The organism is Rudanella lutea DSM 19387 (genome assembly GCF_000383955.1).
GTDB classification, from domain to species: Bacteria; Bacteroidota; Bacteroidia; order Cytophagales; family Spirosomataceae; genus Rudanella; species Rudanella lutea.
Genome location: NZ_KB913013.1, coordinates 1,307,527 through 1,321,839 on the forward strand (window position 1 = coordinate 1,307,527; position 14,313 = coordinate 1,321,839).

The 14,313-nt window shown below is 56.8% G+C and carries 10 protein-coding genes; 4 read left to right on the forward strand and 6 right to left on the reverse strand.

Annotated features, from left to right (window positions below; genetic code table 11):
• Window positions 1–182: 182 nt before the first annotated feature.
• The gene (gene dacB, locus RUDLU_RS0105600) at window positions 183–1,685 is read left to right on the forward strand and encodes a D-alanyl-D-alanine carboxypeptidase/D-alanyl-D-alanine endopeptidase (protein ID WP_019987374.1); all 1,503 of its coding nucleotides are present in this window, start codon (window positions 183–185) and stop codon (window positions 1,683–1,685) included.
• On the opposite strand, the gene RUDLU_RS0105605 is transcribed toward dacB, so the two are convergent.
• The 4 genes from RUDLU_RS0105605 to RUDLU_RS0105620 all read right to left on the reverse strand — a co-directional run bounded on the left by RUDLU_RS0105605 (window position 1,600) and on the right by RUDLU_RS0105620 (window position 6,496).
• Window positions 1,600–3,138 (reverse strand): sensor histidine kinase, encoded by a 1,539-nt coding sequence (locus RUDLU_RS0105605; RefSeq protein ID WP_019987375.1) that lies wholly within the window; start codon window positions 3,136–3,138, stop codon window positions 1,600–1,602. The genes dacB and RUDLU_RS0105605 overlap by 86 nt on opposite strands.
• Window positions 3,139–3,234: 96 nt before the next feature.
• A complete protein-coding gene (gene hslV / locus RUDLU_RS0105610; RefSeq protein ID WP_019987376.1) occupies window positions 3,235–3,777 on the reverse strand; it encodes an ATP-dependent protease subunit HslV in 543 nt (180 codons plus the stop codon).
• Between the two features lie 36 nt (window positions 3,778–3,813).
• Complete coding sequence (locus tag RUDLU_RS0105615; protein ID WP_157580097.1) at window positions 3,814–4,707, reverse strand: hypothetical protein; 894 nt, start codon at window positions 4,705–4,707, stop codon at window positions 3,814–3,816.
• Between the two features lie 94 nt (window positions 4,708–4,801).
• Window positions 4,802–6,496, reverse strand: coding sequence for a pyruvate dehydrogenase complex dihydrolipoamide acetyltransferase (locus RUDLU_RS0105620; RefSeq protein ID WP_027302791.1), 1,695 nt, complete (start codon window positions 6,494–6,496; stop codon window positions 4,802–4,804).
• A gap of 274 nt (window positions 6,497–6,770) precedes the next feature.
• Between RUDLU_RS0105620 and RUDLU_RS0105625 the strand changes: the two genes are divergently transcribed.
• The gene (locus tag RUDLU_RS0105625) at window positions 6,771–7,142 is read left to right on the forward strand and encodes a DMT family protein (RefSeq protein WP_019987379.1); all 372 of its coding nucleotides are present in this window, start codon (window positions 6,771–6,773) and stop codon (window positions 7,140–7,142) included.
• 187 nt (window positions 7,143–7,329) lie between these two features.
• Here RUDLU_RS0105625 and aspS read toward each other — a convergent pair whose 3' ends face one another.
• Both aspS and RUDLU_RS0105635 read right to left on the reverse strand, forming a co-directional pair.
• A complete protein-coding gene (gene aspS / locus RUDLU_RS0105630) occupies window positions 7,330–9,087 on the reverse strand; it encodes an aspartate--tRNA ligase (RefSeq protein WP_019987380.1) in 1,758 nt (585 codons plus the stop codon).
• A gap of 172 nt (window positions 9,088–9,259) precedes the next feature.
• Window positions 9,260–11,779, reverse strand: a complete 2,520-nt coding sequence (locus RUDLU_RS0105635; RefSeq protein ID WP_044129974.1) for a S9 family peptidase — start codon at window positions 11,777–11,779, stop codon at window positions 9,260–9,262.
• 135 nt (window positions 11,780–11,914) lie between these two features.
• On the opposite strand from RUDLU_RS0105635, the gene RUDLU_RS0105640 reads away from it, so the two are divergent.
• Both RUDLU_RS0105640 and crtD read left to right on the forward strand, forming a co-directional pair.
• A complete protein-coding gene (locus tag RUDLU_RS0105640; RefSeq protein WP_019987382.1) occupies window positions 11,915–12,790 on the forward strand; it encodes a hypothetical protein in 876 nt (291 codons plus the stop codon).
• Window positions 12,787–14,313 (forward strand): 1-hydroxycarotenoid 3,4-desaturase CrtD, encoded by a 1,527-nt coding sequence (gene crtD / locus RUDLU_RS0105645; RefSeq protein WP_019987383.1) that lies wholly within the window; start codon window positions 12,787–12,789, stop codon window positions 14,311–14,313. Before RUDLU_RS0105640 ends, crtD begins: the two co-directional genes overlap by 4 nt.

Here is a 14,313-nt window from a genome sequence, read left to right on the forward strand (position 1 = left end):
AGCGTTCATGTATAAAAACACCCTTCGGGCGTATCAAATTCCGCTATTTTTGTCTTCCAGGGTTCAGTAACCCCAGGTTTGCAAAGTTACTAAGATAGAGCCGAATCGCCTAACCCGGCTTTAATGCCTCCATGCTTCCAGTTGCTTACTCCCATCGACTATACCTGACCTGTAGGTTAGTTTTGTCCATAAGCCTGATTCTGGGCTCATTCCCCCTTTGGGCCCAGTCAGGGGCCGACTCCACCAACACCCAACGGCTGCTGTTACTCCTCGATCAGTTTCAGCAGGGGCCCGTGGCCCGGCATGGCACGGTAGCCCTTTCGGTTCGGCGGGTGAGCGATGGCGAGCCACTTATCGGCTACAATTCACGCCAGAGCCTGTCGACTGCCTCGACGCTCAAACTGGTCACTACCGCTACCGCATTGGCCGTATTGGGTGGTACCTACTCGTACACCACCGTTCTGGAATACGACGGGCCACTCCGCGACAGTACGCTCACGGGCAACCTGTACATACGGGGTTCGGGCGACCCCTCGCTGGGTACCTGGCGGTATTCGGGTGGAGCCACACTGCGCTCACCCGACCTGCCTACCCTGCTGGGTATCTGGTCCGACGCGATTCGGCGGGCAGGCATCCGCCGAATTGAAGGTCGGGTAATTGGCGACGGGTCGATTTACAACGACCCACCCGTACCTGATACCTGGCCGTATGGCGATCTGGGCAATTATTACGGGGCCGGACTGAGTGGGCTCAATCTCAACGAGAACTTGTACCGGGTATTTTTCAGACCGGGTAAGACCGTTGGCGCGGCCGCAACCCTGCTCCGCACCGATCCGCCCCTGCCCTATCTGACCTTGCACAATACCGTATCGACCGATGCCGCCGACACGGGCGATCAGGTCAATATTTACGGTGCTCCGCTCGCCAATCAGCAGTGGCTCACGGGCAAAATTCCAATCGACAGCAAGGAGTTTAGCGTCAAAGGCTCGCTACCCGACCCAGCTTATTTTGCGGCCTACGCCCTCACCGAGCAACTCCGGCGAGATAGTGTCCGGGTGGGCAACGAGCCCGCAGCCTACGGATCGGGATTACCCGCGCCCAAACCGACGGGCCGACGTACACTTCTGTACACCCACCGTTCCCCAGCGCTGACCGAGCTGGCACAACAAACCAACTTTCAGAGTGTGAACCTCTACGCCGAAGCCCTGCTCCGAACGGCGGCCCTGCGGCTCAATCCGGGCGTTCGGAACACCGACGAAGCCGTGGAAACGGTGGCTAAATTCTGGCGGGGCAAAGGCGTTAACCTCGACGGATTCCGGATGCGCGACGGCAGCGGCCTATCCACCGTGGGCGGGTTATCGGCCGACAATATGACGGGAATTCTGGCCCGAATGGGTACCGAACGTACGTTCCCGGCCTTCTACGAAACCATTCCGGTGGTGGGGCAGTCGGGCACGGTGCGGAGCCTGGCGCGCAACACGGCAGCCGCGGGGAATGTGCGGGCCAAGAGTGGGTCGATTGAGGGAGTGCGGGCCTATGCAGGCTACTTCACGGCGGCTGATGGCGAACTGATGACTTTTTCGGTTATGGTAAACCGGTTTACGCCGGGTCAGAACCGGGCGCTAACGGCCCAGCTGGAGCGGATTCTGGCGGCAATGGTACAACTGAACGGGAAGAAGGAGTAAGCAGTAAACCCTCGTCGTCGGTTTCGGCCATGGCCAGTTTTTCGGGAAGAATGAGGTCAAACGTAGCCCCTTCGCCCGGCTTGCTGTGGGCTCTGATGTAGCCCTGATGCGCCATCACAATCCGCTTGCAAACAGCCAGACCAATGCCGGTACCGTCGTAGGCCGTTTGCGGGTGCAACCGCCCAAACAGCTGAAAAATACGCTCAGCATACTTCTCATCGAAGCCAATCCCGTTGTCACAAACCGAGATTTTGACGTACGCACGGTTCGAGGTCAGGTCGGCACAATCGACTTCGTCAACGGGCTCCCAGGTGACCCGCACCACCGGGCGCGTATCAGGTTTACGGTATTTGATCGCATTGCTGATCAGGTTGGCAAACACCTGCTCCATCTGACTCGGAATCACGGGCAACACCGGCAACGGATCAACCCGAATATCAACATCAAGCCCTTTGATCTGCAATTCCATATCGTCGAGTACCCGCCCTACAATTTCGCTCATGCCGACCGTCTGGTAGTTATGCGCCTGATTAGACACCCGCGAAAACTCCAGCAAGTCTTTGATCATGCGCGACATTCGGTCGGCCGAACCCGTGATTTTGCCCATAAAAAGGCTCGTTTCGGTATCCAGCCTGGCGCGTTGGGTAATCAGGCCCGCAAATGACTGAATCTTGCGCAGGGGCTCCTGCAAATCGTGCGAGGCAATAAAGGCGAACCGTTCCAGCTCTTCATTGGAGGTAGTCAGCTGTCGGATTCGGGCCTGTAGCTCATCTTCATACCCCCGCAGCTGATCTTCGGTTAGCTGACGCCGGGTCAGTTCTTCATTGAGTGAATTGTAAGCCGCAATGAGGGTCAGAAACGTCAGCATCGACAGCAGAAAAATGACGACGATGGTCTGCTGATACGAGGCTGCGGCCTTCTCGTTGCGGGCTTTCATGAGGCTTTTTTCCTCGGCAATCATCCAGGCCACCGACCGCCGGATGTTATCCATCTTGAGCTTCGCGATGAGCAATCGGCTATTTAAGGCCCGCCGGTCGGTGCGGGACCGAATCTGTAGACTATCGATGGCCAGTTTGGTTCGGGCCTGCGCTTCGAGCGTATCGAGCCGGGCCAGCTGCCGGGGGTTATCGCCCAGGGCTTTGCGTAGGCGAACCCAATCGTCGGGCAGTTCGCGCCGGGCCACAATGTACGCTTCCAGGTACAGCGAGTCGCCCCCGGACGCGAGGTACCCACGCGTTCCGTTTTCGACGTCTTTCAACGACGACAGTACATCTTCAAGCCCGTTAATGGCTTCGTGCGTTGCCTGTACCCGGTCACTATCGGCGCCATACCGGCTGTAGCTGTAAAACGACAGCACAAACCCGGCGGCAATGAGCAATAGGGCAACCAGGAAAGCCAACGCAATCCGGCGGTCCGGACTGATAGCCGCGAATAGGTTACCGATCGATTTCATGTCAACACACCACGTGAGGGGTTAAAGGTAGCCGATTCGCACGGCCCCGCGCCCGCCAGCCTCCCAAAAATTTAGGCAATGACCTTCTCAGGCATCTTACCCAATTTTTTCGACCGTCAGGTTATGGTTGGTGTAAATACACACATCGGCCGCAATGTGCAGGCTCTCGCGCACCATTTCTTCGGCGGTGAGGTGAGCTGCGTGCTTTTTGAGGGCTATAGCCGCCGACTGCGCAAAACTCCCTCCTGAGCCGATGGCGGCCACATCGCTGTCGGGCTCAATCACATCACCCGTCCCCGAAATAATGAGCAAATCCTCTTTCGACGCCACAATGAGCATGGCTTCGAGTTTGCGCAGGTACCGGTCGGTGCGCCAGTCTTTGGCCAGTTCAATAGCGGCCCGCTTCAGGTTACCGCCGTAGCCGTTGAGTTTTTCTTCAAACCGTTCGATGAGGGTAAAGGCGTCGGCCGTTGAGCCCGCAAAGCCCGCTAACACCTTGCCGCCAAGCAGCGAGCGCACTTTCCGAACATTACTTTTGGCAACGGTATTGCCCATGGTAGCCTGCCCATCGGCCCCGAGCGATACTTGTCCGTTGTGGCGAATCCCCACCACAGTGGTGGCATGAATTGTCTGTTGCATAGTGATGGGATTACAGTTTTCAGGGGTGGTTGGTTCCTACTCCTCCCTACTGCTATTGACTCGCTCCTTTATTTTCAGGTTGTACTCATGCATCGTACCAGCCTGAATATAGTTCGTATGCCAAATCGCTAGGGTACTTGCCCCAATAACGGATGCGGCCGGATAAACGATTGCCCGATTAACCGGATAAGACGCTCCACGTAGCGCATAGCCCACAAAATAGCCCGACAAAACTCCCACCGCCAGGCTTGATACCAGCCCTGCCACCCGGCGGGCCGTTCGGACATAGCGCAGATTACTGTTGATTCGGCCGCTGTTCAGGTAGTCGAAGGCCGTCCGGAGGTTCGTGGCCGGTTCGACACGAATACCCCGATAGGTAAATCGAGGCCGTATGCCAATACCCTTTATCGAGACAGTATCAGCCAGGGTCAACCGTTCTGAGCTTGGAATCAAGGCAACAACCGGCTGATAATACGCACTAAACTGCCCCCGTAAACGGCCATTGTATTGCCTCACGGCCCGCTCCATACTTTTTTCAACGGGTATAAACAGCGGTACATACGCGAGTACGGCACTACTTAACAGTAGACTTCGGGCCTGCGGATGGTTATCACGATTCAGTAAAATGCTCCCTGTGAATCCACCTAACACAACAAAGGGTATCGCCTTTGTTATGGCATGCAGCGTTTTATAGCGCCGGACCAACCGATTTCCTTCAGAGTCGGCGTTGCGCTCTAAAAACGAAACCAACTGCTGTGAGTTTAGTGCGGTGGCGTGGTGGTAACCGTACTGACGGGGTGGCCCAAATAACGAAGACCGACGATTCATCGAAATCGTATCGCCCAACGTTAACGAGTCTGTTTGGGCAAATCCAGAGAGAGAATAGCTCAGAACAAGGAAAAGCGCGAAGTAAATGGTGGCTGGTTTCATACTACAATGTATTCTGACTTTCACAAAAACAAAAGTCGGCCCATGCTTACAACTGTTCGCATGGGCCGACTTTACTTTTCGGTTGATTATCCGACTACACCAGCATCCGCATGGGGTCTTCGAGCAACTGCTTGAACGTTTGCAGGAAAGCCGCCCCCGTAGCGCCGTCTACCACGCGGTGGTCGCACGAGAGGGTTACTTTCATCACGTTGGTTGGTTGAGCCTGTCCATCCACAAACTTCACCGACTCTTTGATGGCTCCAATCGCCATGATGCACGAGTCGGGGGGGTTAATGATCGCCGTAAACTCTTCGATACCAAACATACCCAGGTTCGAGATCGAGAAGGTGCTGCCTTCCCAATCTTTGGGCTGAAGTTTCTTGTCTTTGGCCTTGCCCGCCAGGTCTTTTACCTCAGCCGCAATCGTCGACAGCGTTTTCTGGTCGGCGTTGCGTACCACCGGCACCAGCAAACCATCGGGGATAGCCACGGCTACACCAATGTTAACGTACTTGTACTTGCGGATTTTGTCGCCGAGCCACGACGAGTTGACGTCGGGGTGTTGCTTGAGAGCCACAGCAGCCGCTTTCAGCACAAAATCGTTGAACGAAATCTTCACGGGGCTTACCGCGTTGACCGTTCCGCGTAGTTGCATCGCCTTGTCCATGTTGATTTCCATGGTCAGGTAGAAATGCGGAGCGGTAAACATGCTCTCGCTCAGGCGACGGGCAATTGTCTTGCGCATCTGGCTGACCGGGAAGTCTTCGAACTCGCCCGCCGGAGCCGGGGCGGCTTGCGGAGCAGCCTGCGGTGCTGGAGCGGGGGCGGGTGCAGATGCTGCAACCGGGGCAGCTGGTGCCGGAGCAGCAGCCGGAGCTGGGGCGGCTTTACCGGGTGCAAACGACTCTACATCGGCTTTCACAATACGGCCTTCGGGGCCAGTGCCGTGTACCTGACGGAGATCGATACCCCGCTCTTCGGCAATGGCTTTGGCGAGGGGCGATGCTTTCACCCGGCCGTTTTCCGACGACGCGGCAGCCGCTGGGGCCGACGCTGCGGGTGCGGCCTCCGTAGCCGGGGCAGCTGGTGCCGCAGTGGCCGGAGCACTCCCCGACGCACCGCCCTCGAGCAGTACTTTGAAATTGGCTCCTTTTTCGCCCACAACCGCGATCACGGCATCAACCGCTACCGACTCACCTTCTTTCACGCCCACGTACAGCAGGGTGCCTTCTTCGTAGGCTTCGAGGTCCATGGTAGCCTTATCGGTTTCTACCTCAGCCAACACATCGCCCGATTTCACAGTATCACCTTCTTTTTTGTGCCAGGCCACAATCACCCCTTCGGTCATGGTGTCCGACATTTTGGGCATTCGGATCACGGAAGCGTTCACTTCTTCGGCGGGGGCGGCCGATACCGCGTTGGCGGCTGGCATATCGGTGTTTACCTGCTCCGATTTAATGTCGCCAGCGGGCGCAGCTTCGGGACGGTCCGGCGTTCCGGCCGAAGCGGCAGCCGGGGCTCCACCGTCGAGCAGGGCTTTGTAATCTTCGCCTTCGGCACCGATTATGGCCAGCACCCCATCAACGGGTACCGACTGTCCTTTTTCGACGCCGATATACAGCAGGGTACCTTCTTCGTACGATTCGAGGTCCATCGTAGCCTTGTCGGTTTCTACTTCGGCCAGGACATCGCCCGACTTCACTTTATCGCCCACTTTTTTGTGCCACTCCGCAATGACGCCTTCGGTCATGGTGTCGCTCATTTTGGGCATTCGGATTAATTCAGCCATAGTCAGATTATGTATCGGATTGCGCTAAGACGTTGGATGCTATCGAGTAAGGGTCGACGGAAAGACAGACTACTCATCGACCGGCCGCCAAAATTAAAGCAAAGGCGCGAAAATCACATTCATTCGGGCCGGTTCTGTACGATTCCGCCCATTTGTTTAGGTGATAAGTAGGCCAATCGAAGCTAATCAGGCTGGAAAATTGGGGATTCCGTAGACTGACCAACCCGTTTGCACCTGTACCTTTGGGTCACTTAACGCCTATTTGTTTATACGTATGAAAGCAATCTACTGCATTGGCCTGCTGGTAATCTCCAATGTGTTTATGACGCTGGCCTGGTATGGCCACCTGCAAGTGAAACAATTTCCGGCGCTGGCCCGGCTCTCTTTCGCCGGGATCGTGTTGCTGAGCTGGGGCCTCGCCCTGTTTGAATACGTGTTTCAGGTACCGGCCAACCGAATCGGCTCTTCCGAGACCGGCGGCCCTTTTTCGCTTTTCGAACTCAAAACCATTCAGGAGGCCGTGTCGCTCATTGTGTTCACGCTGATTACGATTTTCGTCTTCCGCACCGACAAGCTTGCCTGGAACCACCTGGTCGGGTTCTTTTTCATCGTTGTGGCCGTATTCTTTATTTTCAAGAAGTGGTGATGGGCAGGGATGACATCTCGTTTAGAGAGATGTCATCCCTATGGTTTGAAATGATGGTGCCTGCGAGGTGGGTTCCGCATAAAAAAGAGATGACCTGGATAAAAAAAGAGATGACCGCACGGGCGGCCCCGATCTCTCCAAACGAGATGTCATCTCAAAAAACACTAGCCAAATGGCTACCCTTTCCTTACTTGGGTTCGGCAACCGATTTGATCTTCAACTCGTCGAGTTGCTTATCCGAAATAGTCGAGGGCGAGTCGATCATGACGTCGCGGCCCGAGTTGTTTTTCGGGAAGGCAATAAAGTCTCGGATCGAGTCGGCACCACCAAAGAGCGACGTTAACCGGTCGAAACCGAACGCGATACCGCCGTGCGGAGGAGCCCCAAACTCAAACGCGTCCATCAGGAAGCCAAACTGTGCTTTAGCCTCTTCGTCGGAGAAGCCGAGCAGGCTGAACATCCGGGCCTGTAGTTCTTTGTTGAAAATCCGGATGGACCCCCCGCCCACTTCGGTACCGTTGATGACCATGTCGTAGGCATTGGCCCGCACCGCACCGGGGTTGGTTTCGAGCAGCGGAATATCCTCGGGTTTGGGCGAGGTGAAGGGGTGGTGCATGGCAAACCACCGCTGCTCTTCTTCGCCATATTCCAGCAAAGGGAAATCGAGTACCCACAGCACTTTGTAATCGTCGGGATTGCGCAGCCCTAAGCGGCTACCCATCTCAAGCCGCAGCTCGTTCAGTTGCTTACGGGTTTTGTCGGCCTCGCCCGCCAGCACCAGAATCAGGTCGCCGGGCTTGGCATCAAACTGCGTCGCCCAACCTGCCAGATCCTCGGGGCTGAAGAACTTATCGACCGACGATTTCACCGAGCCATCCTCGTTGACACGGGCATAAATAAGCCCTTTCGCGCCAATTTGTGGGCGTTTGAGCCACTCGGTCAGCTCGTCGATCTGCTTGCGGGTGTACTGAGCCGCGCCCGGCACGTTGATTCCTACTACCAGTTCGGCATCGTCGAACACCGGGAACCCTTTTCCCTTAGCCATGTCGGTCAGTTCTACAAACTGCATTCCGAAACGGGTATCGGGTTTGTCGGAGCCGTACAGGCGCATGGCGTCGGCATAGGTCATGCGGGGTACTTCGGCCAGATCAATGCCTTTCACGGTTTTAAACAGCTGCCGCACCAGCCCTTCAAACATCACCAGAATATCTTCCTGCTCCACAAACGACATTTCACAGTCAATTTGGGTAAACTCAGGCTGCCGGTCGGCGCGGAGGTCTTCGTCGCGGAAACACTTCACAATCTGAAAGTACCGGTCGAAGCCCGACACCATCAGAAGCTGCTTAAACGTTTGGGGCGACTGGGGCAGGGCGTAAAACTCACCCGGGTTCATGCGGCTGGGCACCACAAAATCACGCGCACCTTCGGGCGTCGACTTGATGAGCACCGGCGTTTCGACTTCGATAAAACCCTGCTCGTCCATATACCGGCGGGTTTCCTGCGCCATGCGGTGCCGCAGTTCGAGGTTCCGGCGCACGGGGTTCCGGCGCAGGTCGAGGTAGCGGTATTTCATCCGCAGGTCGTCGCCCCCGTCAGTTTCGTCTTCGATCTTGAACGGCGGAGTATTGGCCGTGTTGAGTACTGTCAGGGCGGTGGGGCGCACCTCAATATCACCGGTGGGTACATTAGGGTTTTTGGCTTTCCGCTCCACGACCTCGCCGGTTGCCTGCACCACAAACTCGCGACCGAGTGAGCGGGCCGTAACAAACAATTCGGCCGACGAAACGCCTTCTTCCAGAATCAGTTGGGTAATTCCGTAGCGGTCGCGCAGATCAATCCAGAGTACCTTTCCTTTGTCGCGGATGGTCTGGACCCAGCCAGAAAGAGTTACGGTTTTAGCGGCATCAGCCAGGCGAAGTTCGCCACAGGTATGAGATCGGAGCATAATCTAAAGAGCGAATGAGTGAAAGAGTGAAAGAGCGAATGTCCGGTCGGTCACGCTTTGCCGAACCGGTGCGCCGGAGCGACGGCCCGCACTCTTTCGCTCTTTCACTCTTTATTTCATTTCAGGCCGCAAAGGTACGGACTTTAGGGCCAAGGGGCAAGGTTCATTTGTTTTACTCCCCGCCCCCAATTCGGGCGGGTTTCTGACCGGTGGTGACCGGCTTCGGATTCTTCACGTAGGCATCGAGCCAGCTGTTCATTTCCGACAGCATGTGCAGCAGCGATTCCTTAGCCGTGTAGCCATGGCTCTCGTAGGGCAGCATCACCAGGCGCGTGGTGGCCCCGAAGCCTTTCAGGGCGTTATAATACCGCTCCGACTGAATGGGGTACGTACCGGTGTTGTTGTCGGCCTCGCCATGAATCAGCAACAGGGGCGACTTCATTTTGTCGGCGTTCATAAACGGCGACATTTTGTTATACACATCGGGGGCCTGCCAGTACGAACGCTGCTCATTCTGGAAGCCAAAGGGCGTCAGGGTCCGGTTGTAGGCTCCGCTTCGGGCAATACCACCCCGGAATAGCCGGCTGTGAGTAAGCAGGTTGGCCGTCATAAACGCTCCGTACGAGTGGCCACCAACGCCAACCCGCGTCGAATCGACAACCCCCAGCCGAACACCCTCGTCGATAGCCGCTTTGGCGCTTGAAACGAGTTGCTCCACGTACGTGTCGTTGGGTTCTTTGTCGCCTTCGCCCACAATCGGAATGCTGGCATTATCCAGAATGGCATAGCCCATGGTCACAAACGCAGCCGCGCCCCAATAGCTGATCCGGTTAAACTGGTAGGGCGATCCCGACACCTGTCCGGCGGCATCTTTGCTCTTGAATTCGGCCGGGTATGCCCACAGGAACGTAGGCAGCGGCCCCTGCTCTTTTTTGTAGCCTGCGGGCAGGTACAGGGTCGCGGTGAGGTCTACGCCATCGGCACGCTTGTAGCGCAGTTGCTGTTTCTGCGCGCCCTTGAGTTGTGGGTACGGGTGCGGGAAGGTGGTTACCTGCGTCAGGGCAACGGCCTTTTTCCCTTTCGGATACAGGTTCCGAATGTAGTAGTTCGGGTTTTCGTCGGGTGTCTCGCGGGTGGTCAGCACCAGTCCCTTGGCAGCATCGAGCACACTGATGGGCCGCTCAAACACAGTAGCGTCAGGACCGGGGTTGCCTGAGCGCCACACGATGCGGTTTTGCTTGGTATTGAGGTTCAGCACACTCACAAACGGCCGGTCGCCCTCGGGCGATGCTCCCTGCGCATTCACCATCATAATTTCGTTATTAGGCAACAGGTTGAGTACCTGACGGCCATACTCGTTCCGGCGGGTGTCGGGTGTACCGGGGTTATTGTAGCGATCTTCGTACGAGCGGTCGAACAGCGGAGTGGCAGCCCAGGTAGTGGGGTTTACCACTTTCGTGATTTCTTTCCGGCTCTGCCACCAACGCTCCTGCGCGAGGGCCGTGTTGGCATTGCCCCACTCGAATCCCTCAAACCGGTAGGCAGCCGCATAAATTTCTTTGGGCTCACCCGCAAATGGAGCCTCCAACAGGTACACCTTGTCGCGGATGTCGGCCTTCACCTTGGGGTCGCCGTTGTCCTGCGCTACAGTGTAGTAGATCGATGCGGGGGCATCGTTGCGCCAGCCAAACTCACGCGGGCCCGAAGGGGCACCGTCGGGGCTGTAGGGCACATTTTCCTGCAAGGGCCCGTCGTTGAGGGTCTTCACCAGGGCTCCATCGGCTCCAAACACATCAGTACGCACCGGAAACCGGTAAATCGGCACGAGATACGAGTACGGCTTGTGGTAGGTTTGCACCATCACGTACCGGCCATCGGGCGAGGGCGAGGCTCCACCGATAATGCCCGGCTGCCCGATAGCCCGCGTGCTGCCGTCAAGGCCCACCCGCATCACCTGACTGGTGGCGTAGTAGGTAAACTGCACCTCGTCGGACGGGCTTTTGAGCAAATCCTGATACGTCGGGGCTTGTCCGCGCCGACCACCCACGTTTTCCTGCGTGGTGGGGCCTACCGGTACACGGCTCACCTCAGGGGCCGCCCCGCGACCAGTCGGTATGGCCTTTACAATCAGGCTCCGGCTGTCGGACACCCACTGGTAAGGGCTGCCCAACACACCATTGAGAGCAATATCGGCTACGCGCCGGGCCGTAGCGGTGGCTACGTCGGCTACGTACAGTTCCATCCGGTTGTCGGTCGAGTTGACAAACGCGATTTTGGTTTCATCGGGCGACCACTGTACGTTGCTCAGTTGGGCGGGTGATGGCAGCCCCGCAATAGCCGTTTCTGTACCCGCAGGCAGTTTTTTAAGCTTCAGATTGGTCAGGTACGTAGCCCGGCTGGGGCCGTTGATGGCCGGATTGAGCCGCAAACCCGCCAACCGGAGTTCGGGTTGGGAAAGCTCGGCAATAGTCGGGTTGGCGGCCCGTTCGAGAATAAGAAGATAGTCATCCGGTCGGCGTTCCGATTTACCCGATACGCTGACCCCCGGCGTGGGCGGCACCGTGACCAGGTCAGCGAGGGCTTTTGGAGGAGTCTGGTACGATTGGGCCCGCAACGTTCCGGCTGAGAGGAACGCCAGCCCCACGAGCATAGCCAGACGGTTCAAGCGTCGTTCATGAAGTAAATAAAGCATAGCCATGTAGTTAACAATTCCCTCAAAAATACGCACTCAGCAAAGTTTTTTATAACCGCTGCCCCCCTTTCCGGCGTTACTTTCTGAGGAATGGAGCCATTTTTGCTCCGCGTACTGTTTATATGACCCGTGATCATGAATCGCTCGTATCTCTTTCTTGGAATTGTCCTACTTGCCACAAACTGTAAACTGCCGGGGGTATCGCCGAGTAGCACGGCTCAGTTTAGCTCCGACCCGGTTGCGGTGGGCATTCAACCCGGCCAAATTGACGAGGCATCGGGGATGGTGGATAGCCGAAGCATGCCGGGTAACCTTTGGGTGCATCAGGATAGCGGCAGCCCAACCGAGCTTTCACTCCTCGGCCACGACGGTAAAGTGAAAGGAAAGATGGCGGTCCCGAATGCGCAGAATATCGACTGGGAAGACATGAGCAGTGGCCCCGGTCCACAGAATAACCGCAACTACCTGTACATCGGCGATATTGGCGACAACAACGGTGAGCACCCCACGCGGGTCATTTATCGGTTTCCAGAGCCGGGGAGCCTGACCGAGCCCATTAGGCAGGTGGAACGCATCAACTACCGCTATCCCGATGGGCCGCGCGATGCGGAAGCTCTGTTTGTAGACCCGCAAACAAAGGATATTTACATTGTCTCGAAACGGGAGTCGCGGGTGCATCTGTACCGGCTCAAGTACCCTCAGGACATCAACGTGGTTACGGTAGCCGAAGCCCTGGGCGAAATTCCGATTTCGGTGGTGACGGGCGCGGGCATATCGAGCGACGGCACCGAAATTCTGCTCCGTACCTACACCAACATTCTGTATTACAAACGGAGCGAGGGGCAGTCGGTAGCCGATGCCCTGCAACGGCAAAACGGCCGGGCTCTCCCCTACCGGCTTGAGCCACAAGGCGAAGCCGTTTGCTTTGACCGGGAAAACAAAGGGTATTACACGCTGAGCGAGCGGTTCAACTCGCCGGCCGTATCACTGTTCTATTACGCACGAAAATGAAAACGGCGGCTGTGATTGGCGCCGGTATTGGGGGCATTGCGGCCTCTATCCGGCTGGCGGTCAAAGGGTATGAGGTCCATGTATTTGAAGCCAACGAGTACCCCGGCGGTAAGCTATCTACATTTGATGTCGAGGGAACCTCAGGCACGTACCGCTTCGACGCGGGCCCGTCTTTGTTTACCCTGCCCCATTTGGTCGAAGAGCTGTTCCGGCTCGCGGGGGAGAACCCCGCCGACCATTTTGAGTACCTCCGCCTGCCCGAAATCTGTCGGTATTTCTGGGACGACGGCACCCGGCTGACGGCTTGGGCCGATACCGATGCGTTTGCGCAGGAAGTAGAAACCAAACTGGGCGAACCGGCCCATCGGGTCACCGATTTCCTGAAAGACAGCGCCTTTAAATACGAGGTTACCGACGGGTTGTTCCTGCACGATTCGCTGCATAAGGCCGGCACGTGGCTCAACCGCAAGGCACTGCGCGGTTACCTCAACCTGCCCCGGCTGGGGGTATTTGGCACCATGAACGGCGCGAACAAGCGGGCTTTTGAGCATCCGAAACTCGTGCAGCTGTTTAACCGCTATGCGACCTACAACGGCTCAGACCCGTATCAGACTCCGGCTCTGCTCAACATCATTCCGCATCTGGAGTACAACATCGGGGCTTTTTTCCCGAAACAGGGGATGGTAAGTATCACCAACTCGCTCGTGAAGCTGGCCGAACGGCAGGGTGTACACTTTCATTTCAGCACACCGGTTGAGGAAATTGCGGTCGAGAACGGCCGGGCGATTGGGGTTAAAATAGGTAGAGGAGGAAAGGGAGAAGAGGGAGAAGGCCGCAAAGTTACACCCCTTTCGTCCCCTTCCTCCCTTTTGCCCTTCTCCCGCATCGTCTCCAACATGGACGTGACGCCCACCTACCGGCGACTTATGCCTACCCAACCTGCCCCCGAACGGACGTTGCGGCAACCCCGCTCGTCGTCGGGCCTGATTTTTTACTGGGGTATCCGACGGACATTTCCGGAGCTGGACATGCACAACATTTTCTTCTCCAACGATTACCGTACCGAGTTCGATTACCTCTTCAACAAACGCGACCGGCTTTACGAGGACCCGACGGTGTACGTCAATATTACCTCAAAAAACAAGCCCGACGATGCCCCACCGGGTTGCGAAAACTGGTTTATTCTGCTCAACGCCCCCGCCAATGAAGGGCAAGACTGGGACACTATCATCGCCCAAACCCGGCAAGACGTAATTCGGAAATTGAGCCATAATCTTGGGGTTGACGTAGGGGCGCTGATCGAGTGCGAGGCTATTCTGGACCCGCGCACCATCGAAGCCCGAACTTCGTCGGCACAGGGCGCCCTGTACGGCACCGCGTCGAACAACCGGTTTGCGGCTTTCCTGCGGCACCCCAACTTTTCGAGCCGGATCGACAACCTGTACTTTGTGGGCGGTAGCGTACATCCGGGCGGAGGTATTCCGCTCTGCCTGCTCTCGGCCAAAATCGCGACGGAATTGTGA

Excerpts from the sequence above, each read along its gene's own strand:
- RUDLU_RS0105620 (WP_027302791.1), bottom strand. The coding sequence starts at position 6,496 with ATGGCTGAATTAATCCGAATGCCCAAAATGAGCGACACCATGACCGAA.
- RUDLU_RS0105640 (WP_019987382.1), top strand. The coding sequence starts at position 11,915 with ATGAATCGCTCGTATCTCTTTCTTGGAATTGTCCTACTTGCCACAAAC.
- hslV (WP_019987376.1), bottom strand. The coding sequence starts at position 3,777 with ATGCAACAGACAATTCATGCCACCACTGTGGTGGGGATTCGCCACAAC.
- RUDLU_RS0105625 (WP_019987379.1), top strand. The coding sequence starts at position 6,771 with ATGAAAGCAATCTACTGCATTGGCCTGCTGGTAATCTCCAATGTGTTT.
- RUDLU_RS0105615 (WP_157580097.1), bottom strand. The coding sequence starts at position 4,707 with ATGAAACCAGCCACCATTTACTTCGCGCTTTTCCTTGTTCTGAGCTAT.
- RUDLU_RS0105605 (WP_019987375.1), bottom strand. The coding sequence starts at position 3,138 with ATGAAATCGATCGGTAACCTATTCGCGGCTATCAGTCCGGACCGCCGG.
- aspS (WP_019987380.1), bottom strand. The coding sequence starts at position 9,087 with ATGCTCCGATCTCATACCTGTGGCGAACTTCGCCTGGCTGATGCCGCT.
- crtD (WP_019987383.1), top strand. The coding sequence starts at position 12,787 with ATGAAAACGGCGGCTGTGATTGGCGCCGGTATTGGGGGCATTGCGGCC.
- RUDLU_RS0105635 (WP_044129974.1), bottom strand. The coding sequence starts at position 11,779 with ATGCTTTATTTACTTCATGAACGACGCTTGAACCGTCTGGCTATGCTC.